This is a genomic window from Acinetobacter sp. UBA5984 (genome assembly GCF_002429925.1).
GTDB classification, from domain to species: Bacteria; Pseudomonadota; Gammaproteobacteria; order Pseudomonadales; family Moraxellaceae; genus Acinetobacter; species Acinetobacter variabilis.
Genome location: NZ_DJBE01000032.1, coordinates 27,968 through 47,526, shown reverse-complemented (window position 1 = coordinate 47,526; position 19,559 = coordinate 27,968). Strand labels below are relative to the sequence as shown.

Genomic DNA, 19,559 nt, shown 5'->3' with positions numbered 1-19,559 from the left:
GGCATAAAAATGGAGCAAACAGCTTCGAGATAGTTGATTTAAATCAGTTTGATAGGCCTATCTCTCCAGATCATAACTGATTAATTCATTCACTATTTTATAAAAAAACAGTATGCTTAGACCTGTAAAAAGGAGCATACATGTATCAAGTACTTGCGCGAAAATACCGTCCCCGCAATTTCAACGAATTGGTCGGTCAAAACCATGTTTCACGTGCTTTAACTAGTGCACTGGAGCGTGGCCGTTTGCACCATGCCTATTTGTTTACGGGAACGCGTGGTGTTGGTAAAACCACGATTGCACGTATTTTGGCGAAGTGCTTGAACTGTGAAACCGGTATTACATCAACTCCTTGTGAGGTATGTCCGACCTGTACCGCCGTCAATGAAGGCCGTTTTATTGACCTGATCGAGATCGATGCGGCATCACGTACCAAAGTCGAAGATACCCGTGAGCTGCTGGACAATGTCCCTTATGCGCCAACTCAGGGTCGTTTCAAGGTTTATCTGATCGATGAAGTACATATGCTGTCCACGCATTCTTTCAATGCTCTATTAAAGACACTGGAAGAACCACCGGAGCATGTCAAATTCCTGTTCGCTACCACAGATCCACAAAAGCTGCCGATTACCGTTATTTCTCGCTGCCTGCAATTTACTTTGCGTCCATTGGCTGTTGATGAAATTACCGAACATCTGGGCAATATCCTGACGAAAGAAAGCATTCAGGCTGATCAGGATGCGATCTGGCAGATTGCTGAATCTGCTCAGGGCTCGCTTCGTGATGCCTTATCCTTAACCGATCAGGCGATTGCCTATGGTCAGGGGGCGATCCAGCATCAGGATGTCAAAGACATGCTGGGCTTGATCGACCGAACAATTATTTATGATCTGATTCTGGCGATTCATCAAAACCAGAAAGCACGTGTCAGCGAATTGTTATTGCAGTTCCGTCAGCAGGCGCTGGATGTATCACTGGTTTTAGATCAGCTGATTTCTACCTTGCATGAACTGGCTTTATTACAATATCTGCCAGATTTAAGCCTGAAATACAGTGCCGAGATCAATCAAAAGATCATGCAGTTATCGGCTTTAATTTCAGCACAAGATTTGCAGCTGTATTATCAGATTGCCTGTAAAGGCCGGGCTGACCTACAGCTTGCGGTTACGCAGGAGCAAGGCTTTGAGATGACGGTGCTGCGTTTGCTAGCCTTCCGTCCGCTACAGCCCAATGAAATTCCAACTAATACAGCTCAGATACAACAAGCTGTACCTGCTGCTTCAGCTTCACAACAAAATCAGATAACGCAGCAGGAAAGTGCTCCGGTTGCTCAAGCTGTAGAAGATTTTTCCTTAGATGATGACTATGAAGACGATCAGGATGATAATCCAGTCACTGCACAGTCTGAACTATCTTCGGATGACTTTCTGGATGAAGACGAGCCAGAAACCAATTCTGAGCCTCAAGTTATACAAGCTGAATCAACTAGAGTAGAACAATCTGAGTCTGAACAAATTGTATTTGATCCAAACCTGGAAGATGGTCTGTTTGGTTTTGACGATGTTCCTGCAGAACCTGTTCCATCCAGCCCTGAAGCCAGCAGTGATGATTTCCTCTTAGAAGAATTCATTCCTGAAAATGATACTGCTGCACTAGTAGAACAAGAACCGGAGTTTAATCTGGATGCCTCGACTCCTGGATCAGAACAAGTGATTCATAAAGCAGATGAAAGCCGGCCAGAAATTTCTACTCAGACAGAGGCTGCATCAACTCAAATCGCAAATACAAATATTTCTACAGACCGTAATCTGATGCCTCAGGATATTCTGCAAATTCCGGTACAGAATATGCAAGGTGAATGGACGGTAGAAAAATGGGAATTCTGGTTTCGTAACAGCCAGTTATCTCCAGCAGTTCAGGAACTGGCTCAGTATGGCATCATGACCGGCCAGATTAATGCAGCATCGGTATTTCATATTCCAGAGCGTTATCAGCCGCTTTTGTCGCAGCTACAACATCATCTGGAAGCAGCTTTGCGGGAACAATGGCCGCAGACCATTTTCCAGGTGAAGTTTGAAGATGTAGAGCAGTTAACGCCATATACCATGCAGCAAGAACGTAAAGTACGTGCTTTTAAACGTGCAGAAGAGCTGTTGCAGGCTGAACCGGCTGTACGTGACTTGCTAGAACAGTTTGATGGTGAATTGCACAATATTCAGCTGAAATAAAATAATCTTATACTGAGACAAAACGCGCTAAAGCATCCCGCATTTCAGCTGGAATCGGGGTGCTTTTTCGTGTGTAGCGATCGACAAACACATGCACGAAACTGCCTTGAGCTGCTGCCGTATCAGAGTTCATTTTGAAGATTGCCAGATCATAGCTGAGAGAACTATTACCCATTTTTTCTATGGCGACACCTACCTCTATAATTTCCGGATAAGACAGCTCCTGATTGAACTGGCATTGCGAGCTGACCACCAGTCCAATTATTGGAGAATATTTGGGATCAAATGCGGCTTCCTGAATCAAGAGGGCATTCGCGACCGTATCAAAATAGCTGTAATAAGTGACATTATTGACATGGCCATACAGATCATTGTCTGCCCAACGAGTCTGTATCGGCAGAAAAAATGAATAATGTTCACGTTGTTTAAGAGCTGCTTTCATATTTTAAAATAACTTGTAGTGACTAGGTCTGCTGAGTTAAAAAATAAACCTAAATTTAATAAATCGACTGATAGATGTTGTAAGCATCTTCCAGAGTAAGTTCACGTGGATTGTTCTGTAACAGGCGGCCCTGTTTCATGGCATCTTCGGCCATGATCATCAGCATATGTTCAGGAATTCCTAACTGTTTGAGTTTCAGGGTTAAGCCACTTTTCACCAGATGGTTATTAAAATGATCAATAAACAGGTCAGTCAGGCCATCATGGCAGCCTTTGCTTTGCGGATCTAACCAGCACATCAGTTCGGCATAGAGGGCTTTGGCATCCGGTGTATTAAATTTCATCACTTCAGTTAATACCAGTGCATTACTATGTCCATGCGAAATATGGAAATGTCCACCTAGCGGATAAGCCAACGCATGTACAGCACCCACTGGTGCATTGGCAAAGGCTTGACCTGCCAACATCGAGCCAACCAGCATGTTTTGACGTGCTTCCAGATCCTGACCATCGTCCAGCACACGTTGAAGATTGGCATTTAACAGTTTCAAAGCATGCTTGGCCAGCATATCGGAATAAGGATTTTTTTTGATTTTAGAAGTATAAGCTTCAATAGCATGAACCATGGCATCAATGCCGGTCGCAGCAGTAATTAAAGGTGGCAGATTTTGGGTAAATGTTGCATCCAGAATGGCAGTATCCGCAAACAGGATCGGTGCCACAATGCCGGTTTTTGTGGTTTCACCGGTAGTGACAATTGAAATTGGGGTGACTTCAGATCCTGTACCTGCAGTGGTAGGAACNNGCGACATCCATAGAGCTGCCACCACCAAAGCCAATTACGATATCGACATTTTCCTGTTTGGCAAAATCTGCGGCTTCAAGCACTACATGCTCAGGTGGATCGACCTGTACATCGGAATAAATTGCATAATCTAGTCCCGCATCTTCAATAATTTCCAGAATAGGCAGGTGTAATTGATGCTGTAGCATACCTGGGTCAGTGACCAGTAAAACACGCTGATAACGGCCCTGTTTGAGAATAGAGGATAATTCCTGAATCGTACCGAGGCCGGCGATGATGTTGGGAACGGTTTGAAACTGAAATCGATTCATGTCTTTATCCTTTAATTTTTATCGCAAATACAAAATTATTATGGGGCGGTGATATAGGATTCATCAGTTAAATAACTTAACATAAGTATCTTGAAAATGATTAACTCTGAGGTTGTTTATGTCATCCAGAACGCCATATAAGGTGTTATGTGTTTGTTTGGGAAATATTTGTCGTTCTCCCACGGCAGAAGTGGTACTCAGACATTATTGTGATGAACAGAAACTCGATATTGTGGTCGACTCAGCAGGAACCAGTAATTACCATCCGGGGAAAGCACCTGATTTGCGTAGCCAGCAGCATGCCTTAAAGCGAGGTTATGATCTTTCCGGTCTGCGTGCACGTCAACTTAAAACCCATGATTTTATTGACTATGATCTGATTCTGGCGATGGATCTGGAAAATCTGGCGGATATTCACGCGCTTCAGCATCAGGCAGAGGCAGAATTCGGACACCTGCGTGCCCAGGTTGCTTTAATGAGTGAACATGATCAGCACTATCCAAAACAGGCTTTGCCAGACCCATATTATGGCGGGGCAGATGGTTTTGAGCGTGTCCTGAACCAATGTGAGTCCAGCAGTCGGGCTTGGGTAGAAATTTTTAAACAACATCAAACAGAAAAGGTTTAAGTCATGCAGATTCAGACTCAGGTTCAACTTAAACCTTTTAACACGCTAAATCTTGAAGCGATTGCCGCTTATTACAGCCAGATCCAATCAACTGATGATCTGATTGCCGCACTGGAGTTTGCTGAGCAGCAACAACTGAATGTGTTAATTCTTTCTGGCGGTAGCAATATGTTATTGCCGGAACAGATTGATGCACTCGTCCTGCATATGGATATTCAGGGCATTGAAATGCTGGAAGGAAATGAGCAGCATCAATGTCTGCGGGTAGGCGGGGGCCAAGTTTGGCATGACTTCGTACTCTGGACGACAGAACAGAAATTCTATGGTTTGCAGAATCTGGCCCTGATTCCCGGGCTAGTCGGCGCATCTCCAGTGCAGAATATTGGGGCATACGGTGTCGAGGTCGGCGAATTTATTCATGCGGTAGAGGTCTATGACCGTAAGCTGAAAAAATTTGATTCCATTCCTGCCGCAGACTGTCATTTTTCCTATCGTCATAGTATTTTTAAAGATGATCCAACACGTTATGTGATTACACACGTTACTTTTAAATTACTAAAACAGGTAAATCTGAAACTGAATTATGGTGATCTTAAAGCAGCGGTGGGTGATAATCTCACAGCAGAAAACTTGCAGCGGCAGGTGATCCGGATTCGTCAGAGCAAACTGCCTGATCCTAAAGAATTTCCAAACGTGGGAAGTTTCTTTAAAAATCCTATCGTAAATCAACAGGTTTTTTACCAAATTGCTGTGCATTTTCCTGATTTGCCCCATTATCCGCAGGCCAATGATCAGGTTAAAATGGCGGCAGGCTGGCTGATTGATCAGGCAGGCTGGAAGGGGAAACAGCTTGGGCCAGTAGGCATGTTCCATAAACAGGCACTGGTTCTGGTGAACTATGGTCATGCTTCTCTGAAGGATGTCCGTCAAACCTATGGCGCAGTACAGCAGGCTGTCTGGGACAAATTCAAGATTATGCTCGAACCTGAACCGGTATTATTTGATTGTAAAGGCTTAATTCGATCTCATCAGGATAAATAACGTATATGAAAAACACCCATTGGATGGTCCGTTTAGTACAAATCGTCGCAGGACTGTTTGTATTTTTCGGCTGTCTGGTGATGTTAATCTATTCGCCATTTTATTCGCAGCTTGTGGTTAAGGGACTCAATCGATTTGTGTCCTTTGAAATTAACGAAGTTGCAGCACAAAGCCAGAAAATGGCTTCCCTGAGTGAAGATGATACGCTCGAACCAGGTTCTGATCAGTGGATTGCCCGTCAGGCTTATTTACATGTGATGGAACAGGATATCCAGAAAAATCATTCTGCCAATCTGATGCTGATTCAGGCACGCTACAAGATACTGCAACAGATGATTGAAGAACATCAGCGTGAACAGCAGGAAGAAAAAGCAGAACAGAATCAGCCTGCACAAGTGCCTTTATTGTCCCAGCAAGAACCTGTTGAAGCCGTTGACCCAACTCAGAAGGTCCGCGAACTGCTGGAGTGGGACAGTAATGAAAACAAAGAACGCGTTGAGCAATATATTGAATTCTTGACAACTCATCCTTTAGAAGATGAAGAAGCGAGTGCCGTTCAGGTCACAGCGAAAGAGGAAATCAAGGAAGATCTGGCTTTACTGCAAGAACAACAGCAACAAAAACCGGTCAATCAATCTAAGCCTTATGCCATTGTGGTCTTAGGTGGTGGTCTAACCTTGCATGAAAATGGTAAGGATATTGTGGTCAATGACTATACCCGTTTGCGTCTGGAAACCACACTCGCAGTTGAAAAACAGTATCAGTTACCGATCGTATTGAGTGGTGTGGAAGCGCCGTATATGCAGCGCTGGTTACAAAATTACAATGTCGATGCCAAATTGCTTGAAGACCGTAGCATGAATACCTGTGAAAATACCCGTTTCAGCTCATTATTATTGCAAAAAAAAGGTGGAGCACCGACTGTGATTCTGATTACCGACCGTTATCATATGCCACGTACCCGTCGTCTGTTTGCATTAAATGGCATTCAAACTATTCCAGTGGAAGCACCGATGCCGAAGTCCTTGACCCGTTGGCGTCCAAGTCGACAAAATTATGATCATAGTCGCCGTGCCAATTATGAAATGCTGGCCACTATCCGCGATATGTGGTTTGGCTCCAGTGACTGTCGGGAGGTGCCTTAATGTCTGATATTCCGTTTTTAAACCCGACCATCCTGAAACAGCTGGATTTACCTGTTCCAAGCAGGGAAACAACGCCACAGCTTTTACAGCCCTTAAACCTGAACAGGGATGACCAGCCCACTATTGATCTGCTGTCTTATCGCAGACTGTATGGTTTCGATTTGCTGGATTGCAAGCATTGGCAGGGTTATGTACAGATGCCGCTGTTTAAACTGCATGTGCAGGTATTTACACCCAATCTGGAAAATACCCGTTTTGACAAGATTCAGGGAACGGCCTTTCTATTACATGGATATCTGGAACATAGCGGAATTTATCAGCCGATTGTACGTGAGTTGCTGGAACAGGGCTTTAGCGTCCTGACCTATGACCTGCCGGGGCATGGTCTCAGCGATGGTTCATCTGCCAGTATCCAGAATTTTGATCATTACCAGCAGGTTTTGCATGCGGTATATCGTTATGTGAAGCATGCCGAGCAGTTACCTAAACCTTGGGTTGGCATTGGACAAAGTACCGGTGGTGCGATCTGGATGCATCATTTGCTCGAATTTGCAGAACGACGCGAAAATCCGTTTGTAGATCGCGTGCTGTTATTGTCACCATTGATTCGTCCAGCTAAAACTGCCTGGTGGCACAATCCGCTCGGTCTCGGCATTATCAGCCGGATCAAGCGTGAAGTACCACGTCATTTCCGCCGTAATAACCATAATCCTGAATTTCTGCGCTTTATCCGACTTAAAGATCCTTTGCAACCCCGCATGATGGGCATGGATTGGATTCTGGCGATGTCACGCTGGATGCTGGAAATGGAAGCACGTCCAGCCTGCCGAATCCCTGTCTGGTTAGCTCAAGGTGCTCAGGATCAGACAGTGGACTGGCGTTATAACATTGAATTTATCCGTCGCAAGTTCCGCCTGCAAACTTTGTTAATGCTGGAAGAAGGTTCACATCAATTGATTAATGAACGCGCGGATATCCGTGCAGCACTCACAGGTTTAATTCCAGCCTTTTTACATGCGCATGGCAGTAAGACCTATTATTAGACTGTGACACTCTCAATTAAAAAAAGGCGTTTTAGTAAACGCCCTTTTTTTGTCTAATTTGACTAATTTTTGATTCTTATAGGCTCAAAAACTTTCCAGTTTGGCCATATTCCACATACGGAAATAAAAGTTTTCCTCATCTTTATTTTCGCAATGTAATAATTCGCCTTCTTTAAGCCAGAAATGAATCTGGGCAAAGTTCTTGATTTCATGATTGCTGATTCGCTGTGCCAAATGATGCGGCTTAATGGCAGAAGGATGTTTTAAACCTGCTGAAGCGATGAGCTCAGACAGGGCATGCATTGTATTTTTATGGAAATAAAACACTCGCTCTGCCTTAGTCGGGACATGTAGTGCTTTTTGACGCTCTTTATCCTGAGTAGTCACTCCTACTGGGCATTGATTGGTATGACAACTTTGTGCCTGAATACATCCGACTGCAAACATGAATCCGCGCGCTGAATTGACCCAATCTGCGCCAAGCGCCATGGTACTGGCAATATCAAAAGCACTGATAATTTTCCCGCTTGCACCAATTTTAATCTTGTCTCTCAATCCTGCACCGACCAAGGTATTGTGCACAAACAAAAGGCCTTCTCTTAAAGGAGTACCCATATAGTCAATCAATTCAATTGGTGCAGCACCGGTACCGCCCTCAGATCCATCTACCACAATAAAATCAGGATAAATTTTGGTATGTAGCATGGCTTTCACCATACTCATAAATTGCCAAGGTTGACCCAGACAAAGTTTGAATCCGACTGGCTTACCTTCAGAAAGCTCGCGCAGTTGTTGAATGAAATTCATCATTTCAATGGGAGTTTTAAACGCTGGATGACCAGAAGGTGAGACACAATCATGTTCACGGCTAATCCCGCGAATCTGAGCAATTTCTTCTGAAATCTTGGCTTTAGGTAAAATCCCGCCATGTCCAGGCTTTGCGCCTTGTGAAAGCTTGATTTCAATCATCTTTACTTGAGGTAGCTTGGCTTTTTCTGCAAATTTCACCGGATCAAACTGACCCTCTAAGGTCCGACAACCAAAATATCCGCTACCAATTTCCCAGACAATGTCACCGCCATGTTCCAGATGATAAGGGCTGATACTACCTTCCCCGGTATCATGAAAGAATTTGCCTTTTTGCGCACCAAGATTCAAAGCCCGAACCGCATTGGCACTTAAACTTCCGAAACTCATAGCCGAGATATTCAAAATGGAAGCAGAATAAGGCTGGGTACATTGCTCATTGCCGATTAGAATACGAAAGGTTTCTGGATCGGCAGGTCTGCAAGGGGTAAGGGAATGGCTAATAAACTTATAATTTTCTTCATAGACATTTATGATCGAGCCGAAGGGCTTATCTGAATTTTCATTTTTAGCCCGTTGATACACCAGACTGCGCTGCATACGTGAAAATGGCAGGGCATCCCGATCCGCTTCAATAAAATACTGACGAATTTCAGGACGGAATTCTTCAAAGATAAAGCGGAAATGACCCATAATCGGGTAATTTTTTAAGATTGAATGTCTGTTCTGCAAGACATCATATAGGCCTAGCAGGCTCAGCAGAATACTGACGATCCATAAGGTATTCACCAAAGTTGCCGGCATAAAATAATAGATATAGCGCGGTTCATAACCGATATGAAAAATCGTAAAAATAACGGCGATGGTGATGCAGGCAAACCAGACCGAGTGCCGTGAAAAGAAAGTATTAAGTAATTTGTGTCGTACTAATTGCGCAGGGTTAGCCATTATGAAATTAAATTCCTATTTCCACTACGATAGCGTTTAATAATGTGCAGAGCTGCCTGGCTTATACAAGCATAGAATTGTTTTTTAATTTTATAAACTTGCTGAAAGTCTTTTAATGGCCGCCATACTTATCTTCTAGATAGATAATAAATTTTCCAAATAATCTTCTATGAAAAAATTGTGCAAAAGGCATGCATTCTTTTTATTTCAAAAACAGGCTTAAGCGCTCTATAGTGATTTTTATCCCCACAGCAGGAGTGTAAATTATGACAAAAAAATCGATCCGTTTTAATAATGCAGAGCTGGCTTGCTCATGTTATCAGACTCTTTAATTTCTAATGTGACACATCCGGTCTGTTTTCTGGGGCAAGAGGAAAGCAGACCGGCTCAGTAACAGATCACCAGAGCAATAATAAAAATAAAATAATAAATTGATCAGGTCCCCAAAATGGGGACTTTTTTATTCTTTGGAAGAGACTGAATCAGTTTCATTCACTTGGTAAACAGCATCTGCCACTATTTTTGGTTCGATGTTTTTGATTTTATTACCAAAACTGCGTAACCACCAGACCAGTTGCGAGGTAAAAGGCACAGTCGCACTAATCAGAGCCATGCCATTTTCAATTTTTTCAATGTTTTGATCTTTGCTGAGCTGACTTTCCTCAAAATAGTGTGCATCAGATTCAGGCATGCTCAGTTGAAGTAATACATTTTCTGTTGGCTGGTTAAAATCGACCCGGAATCCTAAAGCGCCAGATTCGATGTATTCATCAATATCAAAATTTACCGGATGCAGGGCACGAGAATTCAGCACCACCGCTGATTTAAAACGGTGCAGGGCAAAGGTTTGAATATCCGATTTATCATGACGGGTACAGACCAGATAGATAATTGAACCTTTTTGTACTAATGCCAGCGGATTTAAAATATAGGTTTTCTCTTCGCCATTATGACCACGACCCTGATAAACACATTCCAGCTGTTTGTCCTGTAACAGGCCTTCGTAAATCGCCTGTTGGGCCGTTTTATCGACTACAGGCGGAATAAGTGGCTGAGTGGCAGGCACGATTCTGACCCGGTTAATCCATTGCCGTACATTATTTTGTGATGACAGGCTGCGTCGAGCCAGATCAAACCAGGGGTTCATTTCTTCAATCAGACTAGGTGGCAGTAGGTGTTTGAGATGTTCTTCCACCATCATAAAAGTCACCGCCTGTGAACTGGTCATATGCGGCAAGCTTTGAATGGGCGCATCTGAACGCCAGCGCCAGCCTTGTGGCGTGGTTTTACTGCTCTCAATCGGAAAACGCTGGGCAATCTGGTTCAGGTCACGCTGAATAGTACGCAAACTGATCTCGATCCCTTCACGATTCAAGATTTCCTGGAGTTCACGGGTTCCCATCCATTTTCCGGTAGAAAGACGCGACAAGATTTGCCATTGGCGGTAAAGGCTATTGGAGGTTTCTTTTTCTTGTGCTGACATAATGTATTTTTACTGGCAATCAATGGAAACAAATTAAATATGAGCTTACCACAATAAAAAATCTGGCTTTTTTTCGCAAGTTATTCTGCGCAACAATTGACCTACAATCCGTAAACATCTTGGCGAAAAATGATATTGAGTGAATAGGCACTTTACTGGGTTAATGCATACTTCGAAACGGATGTCATGGCATGGATATTGCTCTGATTTTATTATAATAGATTACAATGAAGAGGTTTGTATGCTAAAAGAAAGCCAGGATACAAATACTATTACAACAGTAGAAAATCATACTGCAGCAGATTTAAGCAAAAATTTTACAGATACTACAGCACTCAATATTTCAATCAAACATAGTCCGCATTTTTTATACCAAGAGATTTCTTCGAAATTTTTCAATGAAATGCGTGATCATCAGGTGATGAACAGTCAGGCAGGTCAACGACTTGAAGAATGGCTGTCACAGCATACACTGGATGAACTGAATCAGCTAAATGAAGTAGCAAAAGAACATTTTCTTTCTGATGGTATTACGTTTACCGTATACGGCGATGAGCAAGGCACTGAGCGGACTATTCCGTTTGATGTAATCCCACGGGTGATTGCCCGTAAACAGTGGAATATGGTGGCACTCGGTTCAGCACAGCGTGTTCGTGCCTTAAACCTGTTTCTGCATGATATTTATCATCAGCAGGATATTCTCAAAGCCAATATTGTTCCTGAACTTCAGGTACTGACCCATGAAGCGTATCAGCCGCATATGTATCAGCATCATTTGAAAGGCAGTATCTATAGCCAGATTAGCGGGATTGATATTATCCGGGATTCCAAAGGCGAATTTTATGTACTGGAAGATAACCTGAGAACGCCGTCTGGTGTGTCCTATATGCTGGAATGCCGCAAGATCAGCCAGAAGTTAATGCCAAAAGTGTTTGAGCAATCCAATATTGCCGGTATTGAGCAATATCCAAAACTCTTAAGAGAAATTCTGGCGGAAAATGCCTATACCGATAATCCATTCATTGTGGTTTTGACTCCGGGTCGTTTCAATAGTGCTTACTATGAACATGCTTGCCTTGCAAGGGACATGGATGTACCTTTAGTGACATCACGTGATCTTTTTGTTGAGAACTCTAAGGTTTATGTAAAAACGATACGTGGGCGTCAACAGGTTGATGTTATTTATAGAAGGGTCGACGACGCCTATCTTGATCCACTGTGCTTTAAACCAGATAGTACTTTGGGTGTTCCGGGCTTAATGTCCGCATATTTACAACATAATGTTGTAATTACAAATGCACCGGGTACAGGTGTGGCAGATGATAAATCGATTTATCCTTATGTCGATAAAATGATTCATTTTTATTTAGGTGAAAAACCAATTTTAAATAATGTTCCAACCTACCAATGCCGTAATCCGGAAGATCTGGACTATGTGTTGGCAAATTTGGATCAGCTGGTCGTCAAGGAAGCACAAGGTTCTGGCGGTTACGGCATGCTGATTGGGCCACAAGCCTCTCAACAGCATATTGATATTTTCAGAGATAAGATTTTAGCTGCGCCGCATTTATATATTGCGCAGCCAACTTTGGATTTGTCGGTCAGTCCGACTTTAAGCAATTTTGGTATTGCTGAACGACATATTGATCTACGTCCTTTTGTCTTGAGCTCACCTTACCGCACTGAAATTGTGCCAGGTGGTCTGACCCGGGTAGCCATGCAGGCAGGCTCACTGGTGGTCAACTCATCGCAAGGTGGCGGGATCAAAGATACCTGGGTAGTCGACAACTTACATTCATAACATTCCAAAGAAGGATAACGTCATGGTTTTGTTAAATACCAATGCGCAACATATTTTTTGGTTAGGCCGTTATTTATCTCGTACCCAGTTTTTATGTTCGCATTTTCCATTTTTAGATGATGAAGCCGCTGTGGCTTATGCACATGCTTTCTGTTTGCCTGCGTTTGATGCCAGTTCCTTAAATGAGCTGGTTCTAGATAGCACCCAGCCGACTTCATTTACCCAACAGTTTCAAGTGGCAAAAGACAATATTCAGGAATTGCGCGGTGTATTGTCAGGCAAAGCCTATTCCGAACTACTGAAACTGATTAAAACTGCGGATCAGAATGCCGGTTATATCTGCGATGTCGTGACAGATTGTGCCGAAATTCTGGAAGCAGAATCATCAGATGTATTTCTGTTTTTCAGTCTGGGCCAATGTCTAGAACAGCTAGATCAGCAATTACGTCTCGGTGAAGATACGACCCGTACCTTATGTAAAATCGATTATATCGTGGATACACTCTGTGAAATTGGCTGGGGCAGTGTAAAGCAATACTGGACACAGTTACGTGCCGCACCTGATCTGAAGCAGTTTTACCAGTTTAGTGATCATATTCATCGCTTGTTCGAGGCTGATGTATGAAATTGATGGTGAATCACCAAACGCAATATACGTACACAGCTGAGGTGAGGAACAGTATTCAGTACATCAAAATGATGCCTTCCACCAATGAACACCAGAAAGTGCACTATTGGGATGTCAGTGTACCGGGTCAGAAAGTAATCCGGCATGATGCCTTTCAGAATCTCTGGATGACCAGTACACAGCGTGAATCCTATCATAGCCTGATGATCATGGCACAAGGCATCGTTGAGTTAAAACTCGCGCATGAGCAGGGCTTAAATGATTCATTAAATCCCTATCTGTTTTTACAACCGACTGAAGCCACAAAATGCAATGCAGAGATGAAGGATTTTGCAGAGCGGCATGTTCCAGCATTAACTCGTAAACATTTAATCGGCTTGGCCCAAGCCGTACTCGAACACGTTCCTTATATATCAAATAGTACTACGGTACAAGGTTCTGCGATTGATGCCTTTGAAGTACGTCAGGGTGTCTGTCAGGATCACAGTCATATTTTTATCGCCATGTGTAAACATTTAGGTTTACCATCACGTTATATATCAGGTTATCTTTATGCACAGAATGCCTCACATTTGGCAAGCCACGCTTGGGCTGAGGTATTTGTTGAACAAGCATGGTACTGTTTTGATGTGAGTAATCTGTTATTTACGCCAAGTGCGCATGTCTATGTTGCGGTGGGACGCGACTATTGGGATGTTGCACCAGTACGTGGTGTAAGAGAAGAAGGCGGTGTGGAATCCATGTATTCCATCGTCCAGGTACTAGGATGTTAATTCATTAATAAGGACAAAAAATGACGTATTGTTGTGCCCTTCGTTTAGAGCAAGGTATGCTATTTATCAGTGATACACGCACCAATGCTGGTGTGGATCACATTTCGGTATTCCGAAAATTATATACCTTTGGGGCAGATGGGGAGCGCGTTATCGTACTCCAGGCCTCCGGAAACCTGGCAACAACACAGGCGGTGATCGGACATATCAGAAATCAGCTGGAACTCAGGCAGGAACCGAATATCCTGAGTTTACCCACCATGTTTGATGTTGCGGAACTGGTGGGCAATACGCTCAAAAAAGTAATTGCCAATGTGACTGATGATAGTTTAGAACAAAGTACTTACTATTGTAATTTCCTGGTCGGCGGCCAGATTAAAAATCAGGAAATGCAGCTCTATCATATTTATCCGCAAGGCAATTTTATTTGCGCGACACGGGATACGCCATATTTCCAGATTGGTGAAAGTAAATATGGTAAGCCGATTCTGGATCGTGCTCTGACCTATGATATGCCACTCGATGAGGCATTACGCTGTTCTCTAATTTCTTTTGCTTCTACCTTACGTTCAAATGTATCTGTCGGTATGCCGCTGGATGTACTTGTCTATAAAAAAGACAGCTTGATGATGCCGAAAGGTAAACGTATTGCTGAAGACGATGAATATTTTACGGATATCAGTCGGCAATGGTCAGAAACTTTAAAGAAAGGTTTGGCAGAGCTGCCTACACCATCGAATGATTATTTCTTATAATATTTATAGAAATAAAAATAAGTTTTTCTTATAAGAATTAGTAAAAATTGACTGCTTAGTGTACAGTGCTAACTTCTATACGATATTGCATAGATAAGAATAGAGGTTAGCCGCATGTACCAATTTTGTTATGCCAGTGAAAGTACCTCGTCCAAAGCCGACTTACTTCAAGATTTAACGGATATCCTTAAAGAAGCACGTGATTTTAATCATCCTAATCAAATAACAGGGGTGCTTTATTTTGCTGATGGACATTTTTTCCAGTGCTTGGAAGGTGAATGTCTGGTTTTAAAAGCTTTACTGACAGAGAGACTATCTAAAGATTCACGCCATAAAAATATTAAACTATTTGAAACTAAAGAGATTGAGCAGCGTACTTTTGGCGACTGGTCGATGAAATACATTTCTAAACGCAGTTCCATTCAACAATTCTGCCAAGAGATGGGGCTTGAAGTTTTTACGCCTAATGATTTTAACCAGGAACAAGTAGATGCTTTATTACTTGAACTGTCATTAATCGAAAATGAAGAGCAAAAATTAGCTTAAATACTGACCGTATAAAAAAGCCCAATTTATATTGGGCTTCATTATTTTTGGCTAGTTTTTCTTTAAACCAGTTTGCGTACCGGGCGGGCAGACATACGGCAAAGTAATTCATAACCAATCGTACCATTGGCTTCAGCTACATCATCAACCAGACGGGATTTGCCCCATAGTTCGACTTCAGTACCTAATTCCAGATTGAGACCAGTTGCATCAATGGCAATCATGTCCATTGCCACACGGCCAATCACACGGGTTTGCTGATCATTAATCGCTACATAGTTCTGTTTCGGGAAAGCACGTGGATAACCATCACCATAACCGATAGAAACAATGGCTAAAGTCATATCTTGATCAGCAGTGAAAGTAGAACCATAGCCGACATGTTCACCCGCTTTGATATTGTTTAGTGCAATCACTTCCGCAGTAAAAGTCATGACTGGTTTTAGATCCAGATCATGTACAGTTTTGTCTGCAAATGGAGTCGCGCCGTAAAGCATGATACCTGGACGCACAAAGTCAAAATGCAATTCTGGATATTTATAGATCGCAGCTGAATTACAACAAGAACCCATTAAAGGTGCGCAGTCATTTTTCACTTCAAGGAACTGCTGGATTTGCTGTTCATTGAGTGGATGTTCCGCATCAGCATTGGCAAAGTGCATCGCCAGCACGCAGGTAAAACCTTCTGCTTTTAGTTGATTGATCACATCTTTAATCACATCAATTTTAAAACCAAGACGGTTCATACCGCTGTTGAGTTTCACCCAGACTTTCAAGCCTTTCGCAATATAGGCTTCTTTATTTGCCAGTAACCAGTCCAGTTGTGGCTGATGATGCACAATGACTTCAATATTCTGATCGATCACAACCTGCATTTCATCTGCAGAGAAAATGCCTTCGATCAGGGTAATGGGTTGCTGGTAGCCGAGTTCACGAATTTCCAGGGCTTCTTCCAGACAGGCGACCCCAAAGGTATCACTATCTTTTAAGGCTGCTAAGCAGTCTTTAACTCCATGTCCGTAAGCATTGGCTTTGACCATGCTGACGATTTTAGCGGTTGGGGCAAGTTGTTTGACACGGTTTAAATTATATTGCAGTGCTTCACTGTCAATATAAACTGTAGCTTGGCGCACCCTAGATACTCCTGCGGGATGACAAAAATAATATCGTGTGGAACACACAAAAGAGGGAGAGAAATAACAGGATTGTGAAAACAAAAGCGGTCATTTCAAAATTGCAAATATTGTAGACCTATCTGCCATAAATGGACATGCTCATTTATATAATTTCATGCACAGCAGGCATTCTAAATAAAAAAGAGACCATTTCGGCCTCTTTTTTGGAATCAAATTAACCTTGAGTGCTTATTCTTCATCATCATATTGGGCATAGAATTCAGGAGAGAGGTTACTGAAACGGGTATATTGACCTTCAAATGCCAGACGAACTGTACCAATTGGACCATTACGCTGTTTTCCAATAATAATCTCGGCAGTACCAGCTTCTTTGGATTCCTTGTTATAAACCTCGTCACGGTAAATAAACATGATCAAATCGGCATCCTGCTCGATCGCACCAGATTCACGAAGGTCAGACATTACCGGGCGTTTGTTTGGACGGTTCTCCAGAGAACGGTTCAACTGTGATAAGGCAATCACAGGACATTGCATTTCTTTAGCCAAGGCTTTTAAGCTGCGAGAAATCTCCGAGATCTCGCCTACACGGTTATCACCCATACCCGGCACTTTCATCAACTGAAGATAATCGACCATGATACAACCGAGTTTACCACCATGCATTTTGGCAATACGACGCGCACGCGCACGAACCTCAGTCGGTGGTAGTGCAGAGGAGTCATCGATATAAAGATGCTTTTCCTGTAAATGTACAATGGTACTGGTCACCTTAGACCATTCATCACTGTCCATTTTACCGGCACGTAAATGCCCTTGATGCACGCGGCCGAAAGATGAAATCAAACGCATCGCAATCGAATCCGCTGGCATTTCCATCGAATAGACCAGCGCAGGGAGGTTGTTGTTAAACAGCACACTTTCGACCAAATTCATGGCAAAGGTGGTTTTACCCATAGAAGGACGAGCTGCGACAATAATCAAGTCACCGGCCTGCATACCAGAAGTTTTATTGTCCAGTTCTACGAATCCCGTAGTTAAACCGGTAATTGAACCTTCTAATTGGGACAGTTCATTCAACTTGTCGAATACGTCAGCTACAACAGTATTGATGGCTTTGGGGCCTTGAGCCTTGGCATTGTTATTATGTTGTTCGGCAATCGAGAAAATATTGGTTTCAGCCAGATCCAGAATTTCACTCACTGGACGGCCTTTAGTGTCATAGGCATTCTGTAAAATTTCAGAGCTGACTTTGATCATGCTACGTAAAGTAGAGAACTCTTTAATTTTACCCGCATAGGTTTCCAGGTTATAGAAACTTGAAGGGGAGTCAGCCATCAGCTGCATTAAATATTCTTCACCACCGACAGCATCGAGTAAGTTCTGTTTGATCAGCCAGTCATGTACCAGTACTGCATCATAAGGCGAGTTTTCCTTAGAAAGCTGTTCAATGGCACGGAAAATATATTTATGCCGGGTCGCATAAAAATCATTTTCAGTCAGCACATCGCCGACTTGTTCAAAAGATTCAGCCACAGTCATAAGGGCAGCAAGTACAGCCTGTTCAATCGCTAAATTGTGCGGGGGAGTACGGAACTCCTTAAGTTGGGTATCAGCAACAATTTCTGGTTTAGCGGTAGGTGCCTTTTTGCTGGCATTCGCCTGTGACATATAAATCCCTGATTTTAAATACAATGGTTAAATATTGTCGGAGATGAATAAGGTTTATTCACTACGAGATGAAATGATACGCGGTCTAATCCAAAATGCGAAGTGCAATTTTTTGTGAACGCGAAGAATAAATTGAATTTTTTACTGTTGAGCAGATTATATTTTTTACAGATAAAAAAAGAGCATGCCAAAGCATGCCCTTTTTTCGGTGAGAAATTACTCAGCTACGATAGTAACCAGAACTTCTGCAGCAACATCATGGTGCAATTGAATTGCGATGTTGAATTCACCAGTGTTGCGAAGCGCGCCATTTGGAAGACGAACTTCAGCACGGTCAACTGTAAGACCAGCATTTGTCAACGCGTCAGCGATGTCACGAGTACCGATTGAACCGAACAGTTTACCTTCATCACCAGCTTTCGCAGTGATTACGATGTTAACTTCGTTCAATTGGTCAGCACGTGCTTGAGCAGCAGCTAATACTTCAGCTTCTTGTTTCTCAAGTTCAGCACGACGAGCTTCAAAAGCAGCAGTGTTAGCTTCAGTAGCTGCAACTGCTTTACCTTGAGGGATCAAGTAGTTACGACCGTAACCAGCTTTAACTGAAACTTTATCACCAAGTTTACCAAGGTTTTTAATGCGTTGTAATAAGATAATATCCACAGCTCAACCTCACTTATGATTGTCAGTGTAAGGGATCAAAGACAAGTAGCGAGCTTGTTTGATAGCAAGTGCTAGCTGACGTTGGTAACGAGCTTTAGTACCTGTAATACGGCTAGGAACAATCTTGCCGTTTTCAGTGATGTACTGTTTTAAAGTGTCGATATCTTTGTAGTCGATGTACGTAACGTTCTCAGCTGTAAAGCGGCAGAACTTGCGACGACGGTAAAAACGTGCCATGTTAGGTTCTCCTTATGCTTCAGCAGAGTCTTGAGCTTGTTGTGCTTCTTCACGTTGAGCTTTACGCGCACGTTTTTCTTCAGCACTCTTAGCCAATAGTGACTCTTCAGTGATAGCGTTTTCACGACGGATGATAAGGCTACGAATGATTGCATCGTTATAACGGAACAATTCTTCTAGCTCATCAAGAGTAGTTTGACCACACTCAACATTCATAAGAATGTAGTGAGCTTTGTGGATCTTGTTGATTGGGTAAGCCAATTGACGACGGCCCCAGTCTTCAAGACGGTGGATTTGACCTTCAGCTTCTTTGATGTGAGTCAGGTAACGTTCTACCATACCCACAACTTGATCGCTTTGGTCTGGATGTACCAATAGTACGATTTCGTAGTGACGCATTGTCAGCTCCTTACGGTTTAAACAGCCCCAATTTAAGTGAAATTGAAGCAAGGAGTCACAACCTTGGTTGTGT

The 19,559-nt window shown here is 42.8% G+C and carries 18 protein-coding genes and 1 pseudogene; 10 read left to right on the top strand and 9 right to left on the bottom strand.

The features are described 5' to 3' along the window. Positions 1-140: 140 nt before the first annotated feature. Entirely contained in the window at positions 141-2,228 is a 2,088-nt protein-coding gene (gene dnaX, locus B3J29_RS04955; RefSeq protein ID WP_005236058.1) for a DNA polymerase III subunit gamma/tau, read from the top strand. A 7-nt stretch (positions 2,229-2,235) separates the two neighbouring features. Here dnaX and B3J29_RS04950 read toward each other — a convergent pair whose 3' ends face one another. Further along, a complete protein-coding gene (locus B3J29_RS04950) occupies positions 2,236-2,670 on the bottom strand; it encodes an acyl-CoA thioesterase (RefSeq protein WP_005236056.1) in 435 nt (144 codons plus the stop codon). A gap of 55 nt (positions 2,671-2,725) precedes the next feature. After that, positions 2,726-3,785: pseudogene (locus B3J29_RS04945) on the bottom strand (iron-containing alcohol dehydrogenase). Between the two features lie 118 nt (positions 3,786-3,903). Between B3J29_RS04945 and B3J29_RS04940 the strand changes: the two are divergent. From B3J29_RS04940 to B3J29_RS04925, 4 genes are read left to right on the top strand one after another with little or no spacing between them, the layout of a single operon-like run. Then, positions 3,904-4,413, top strand: coding sequence for a low molecular weight protein-tyrosine-phosphatase (locus B3J29_RS04940; RefSeq protein ID WP_005236052.1), 510 nt, complete (start codon positions 3,904-3,906; stop codon positions 4,411-4,413). A 3-nt stretch (positions 4,414-4,416) separates the two neighbouring features. After that, complete coding sequence (gene murB, locus B3J29_RS04935) at positions 4,417-5,454, top strand: UDP-N-acetylmuramate dehydrogenase (RefSeq protein WP_005236046.1); 1,038 nt, start codon at positions 4,417-4,419, stop codon at positions 5,452-5,454. A gap of 5 nt (positions 5,455-5,459) precedes the next feature. Then, positions 5,460-6,599, top strand: coding sequence for a YdcF family protein (locus B3J29_RS04930; protein ID WP_005236039.1), 1,140 nt, complete (start codon positions 5,460-5,462; stop codon positions 6,597-6,599). Continuing rightward, positions 6,599-7,642 carry an alpha/beta hydrolase gene (locus B3J29_RS04925; RefSeq protein WP_005236036.1) on the top strand — a complete coding sequence of 348 codons (1,044 nt, stop codon included), beginning with the start codon at positions 6,599-6,601 and terminating at the stop codon, positions 7,640-7,642. The genes B3J29_RS04930 and B3J29_RS04925 overlap by 1 nt, the downstream gene beginning before the upstream one ends. 84 nt (positions 7,643-7,726) lie before the next feature. On the opposite strand, the gene B3J29_RS04920 is transcribed toward B3J29_RS04925, so the two are convergent. Beyond that, positions 7,727-9,397 (bottom strand): FMN-binding glutamate synthase family protein, encoded by a 1,671-nt coding sequence (locus B3J29_RS04920; protein WP_005236035.1) that lies wholly within the window; start codon positions 9,395-9,397, stop codon positions 7,727-7,729. 460 nt (positions 9,398-9,857) lie between these two features. After that, entirely contained in the window at positions 9,858-10,880 is a 1,023-nt protein-coding gene (locus B3J29_RS04915) for a helix-turn-helix transcriptional regulator (RefSeq protein WP_005236034.1), read from the bottom strand. Between the two features lie 241 nt (positions 10,881-11,121). Between B3J29_RS04915 and B3J29_RS04910 the strand changes: the two genes are divergently transcribed. The 5 genes from B3J29_RS04910 (at position 11,122) to B3J29_RS04890 (ending at position 15,383) form a co-directional block, all read left to right on the top strand. Further along, positions 11,122-12,681 (top strand): circularly permuted type 2 ATP-grasp protein, encoded by a 1,560-nt coding sequence (locus B3J29_RS04910; RefSeq protein WP_005236033.1) that lies wholly within the window; start codon positions 11,122-11,124, stop codon positions 12,679-12,681. Between the two features lie 22 nt (positions 12,682-12,703). After that, a complete protein-coding gene (locus B3J29_RS04905; protein ID WP_004783892.1) occupies positions 12,704-13,306 on the top strand; it encodes an alpha-E domain-containing protein in 603 nt (200 codons plus the stop codon). Beyond that, the gene (locus tag B3J29_RS04900; RefSeq protein ID WP_005236032.1) at positions 13,303-14,082 is read left to right on the top strand and encodes a transglutaminase family protein; all 780 of its coding nucleotides are present in this window, start codon (positions 13,303-13,305) and stop codon (positions 14,080-14,082) included. The genes B3J29_RS04905 and B3J29_RS04900 overlap by 4 nt, the downstream gene beginning before the upstream one ends. 20 nt (positions 14,083-14,102) lie before the next feature. Then, on the top strand, positions 14,103-14,837 hold the full coding sequence (locus B3J29_RS04895; protein ID WP_005236031.1) for a proteasome-type protease: 735 nt from the start codon (positions 14,103-14,105) through the stop codon (positions 14,835-14,837). A 114-nt stretch (positions 14,838-14,951) separates the two neighbouring features. Continuing rightward, positions 14,952-15,383: a BLUF domain-containing protein gene (locus tag B3J29_RS04890; protein WP_034704218.1), complete on the top strand. Its 432-nt coding sequence runs from the start codon at positions 14,952-14,954 to the stop codon at positions 15,381-15,383. 62 nt (positions 15,384-15,445) lie between these two features. Here the strand turns inward: B3J29_RS04890 and alr are convergent, their stop codons facing one another. The 5 genes from alr to rpsF all read right to left on the bottom strand — a co-directional run bounded on the left by alr (position 15,446) and on the right by rpsF (position 19,486). Then, positions 15,446-16,516 (bottom strand): alanine racemase, encoded by a 1,071-nt coding sequence (gene alr, locus B3J29_RS04885; RefSeq protein ID WP_005236027.1) that lies wholly within the window; start codon positions 16,514-16,516, stop codon positions 15,446-15,448. 231 nt (positions 16,517-16,747) lie between these two features. Continuing rightward, a complete protein-coding gene (gene dnaB / locus B3J29_RS04880) occupies positions 16,748-18,187 on the bottom strand; it encodes a replicative DNA helicase (protein ID WP_004783882.1) in 1,440 nt (479 codons plus the stop codon). Positions 18,188-18,403: 216 nt separating this feature from the next. Further along, positions 18,404-18,850, bottom strand: coding sequence for a 50S ribosomal protein L9 (gene rplI, locus B3J29_RS04875; protein WP_004783880.1), 447 nt, complete (start codon positions 18,848-18,850; stop codon positions 18,404-18,406). A 9-nt stretch (positions 18,851-18,859) separates the two neighbouring features. After that, entirely contained in the window at positions 18,860-19,087 is a 228-nt protein-coding gene (gene rpsR / locus B3J29_RS04870) for a 30S ribosomal protein S18 (protein WP_004278792.1), read from the bottom strand. A 12-nt stretch (positions 19,088-19,099) separates the two neighbouring features. Then, entirely contained in the window at positions 19,100-19,486 is a 387-nt protein-coding gene (rpsF, locus tag B3J29_RS04865) for a 30S ribosomal protein S6 (RefSeq protein ID WP_004696436.1), read from the bottom strand. Between the last annotated feature and the right edge of the window lie 73 nt (positions 19,487-19,559).

Bases quoted from the DNA above. Each gene is read 5' to 3' on its own strand.
- dnaX (WP_005236058.1), top strand. From the start codon at position 141: ATGTATCAAGTACTTGCGCGAAAATACCGTCCCCGCAATTTCAACGAA.
- B3J29_RS04950 (WP_005236056.1), bottom strand. From the start codon at position 2,670: ATGAAAGCAGCTCTTAAACAACGTGAACATTATTCATTTTTTCTGCCG.
- B3J29_RS04940 (WP_005236052.1), top strand. From the start codon at position 3,904: ATGTCATCCAGAACGCCATATAAGGTGTTATGTGTTTGTTTGGGAAAT.
- murB (WP_005236046.1), top strand. From the start codon at position 4,417: ATGCAGATTCAGACTCAGGTTCAACTTAAACCTTTTAACACGCTAAAT.
- B3J29_RS04930 (WP_005236039.1), top strand. From the start codon at position 5,460: ATGAAAAACACCCATTGGATGGTCCGTTTAGTACAAATCGTCGCAGGA.
- B3J29_RS04925 (WP_005236036.1), top strand. From the start codon at position 6,599: ATGTCTGATATTCCGTTTTTAAACCCGACCATCCTGAAACAGCTGGAT.
- B3J29_RS04920 (WP_005236035.1), bottom strand. From the start codon at position 9,397: ATGGCTAACCCTGCGCAATTAGTACGACACAAATTACTTAATACTTTC.
- B3J29_RS04915 (WP_005236034.1), bottom strand. From the start codon at position 10,880: ATGTCAGCACAAGAAAAAGAAACCTCCAATAGCCTTTACCGCCAATGG.
- B3J29_RS04910 (WP_005236033.1), top strand. From the start codon at position 11,122: ATGCTAAAAGAAAGCCAGGATACAAATACTATTACAACAGTAGAAAAT.
- B3J29_RS04905 (WP_004783892.1), top strand. From the start codon at position 12,704: ATGGTTTTGTTAAATACCAATGCGCAACATATTTTTTGGTTAGGCCGT.
- B3J29_RS04900 (WP_005236032.1), top strand. From the start codon at position 13,303: ATGAAATTGATGGTGAATCACCAAACGCAATATACGTACACAGCTGAG.
- B3J29_RS04895 (WP_005236031.1), top strand. From the start codon at position 14,103: ATGACGTATTGTTGTGCCCTTCGTTTAGAGCAAGGTATGCTATTTATC.
- B3J29_RS04890 (WP_034704218.1), top strand. From the start codon at position 14,952: ATGTACCAATTTTGTTATGCCAGTGAAAGTACCTCGTCCAAAGCCGAC.
- dnaB (WP_004783882.1), bottom strand. From the start codon at position 18,187: ATGTCACAGGCGAATGCCAGCAAAAAGGCACCTACCGCTAAACCAGAA.
- rpsR (WP_004278792.1), bottom strand. From the start codon at position 19,087: ATGGCACGTTTTTACCGTCGTCGCAAGTTCTGCCGCTTTACAGCTGAG.
- rpsF (WP_004696436.1), bottom strand. From the start codon at position 19,486: ATGCGTCACTACGAAATCGTACTATTGGTACATCCAGACCAAAGCGAT.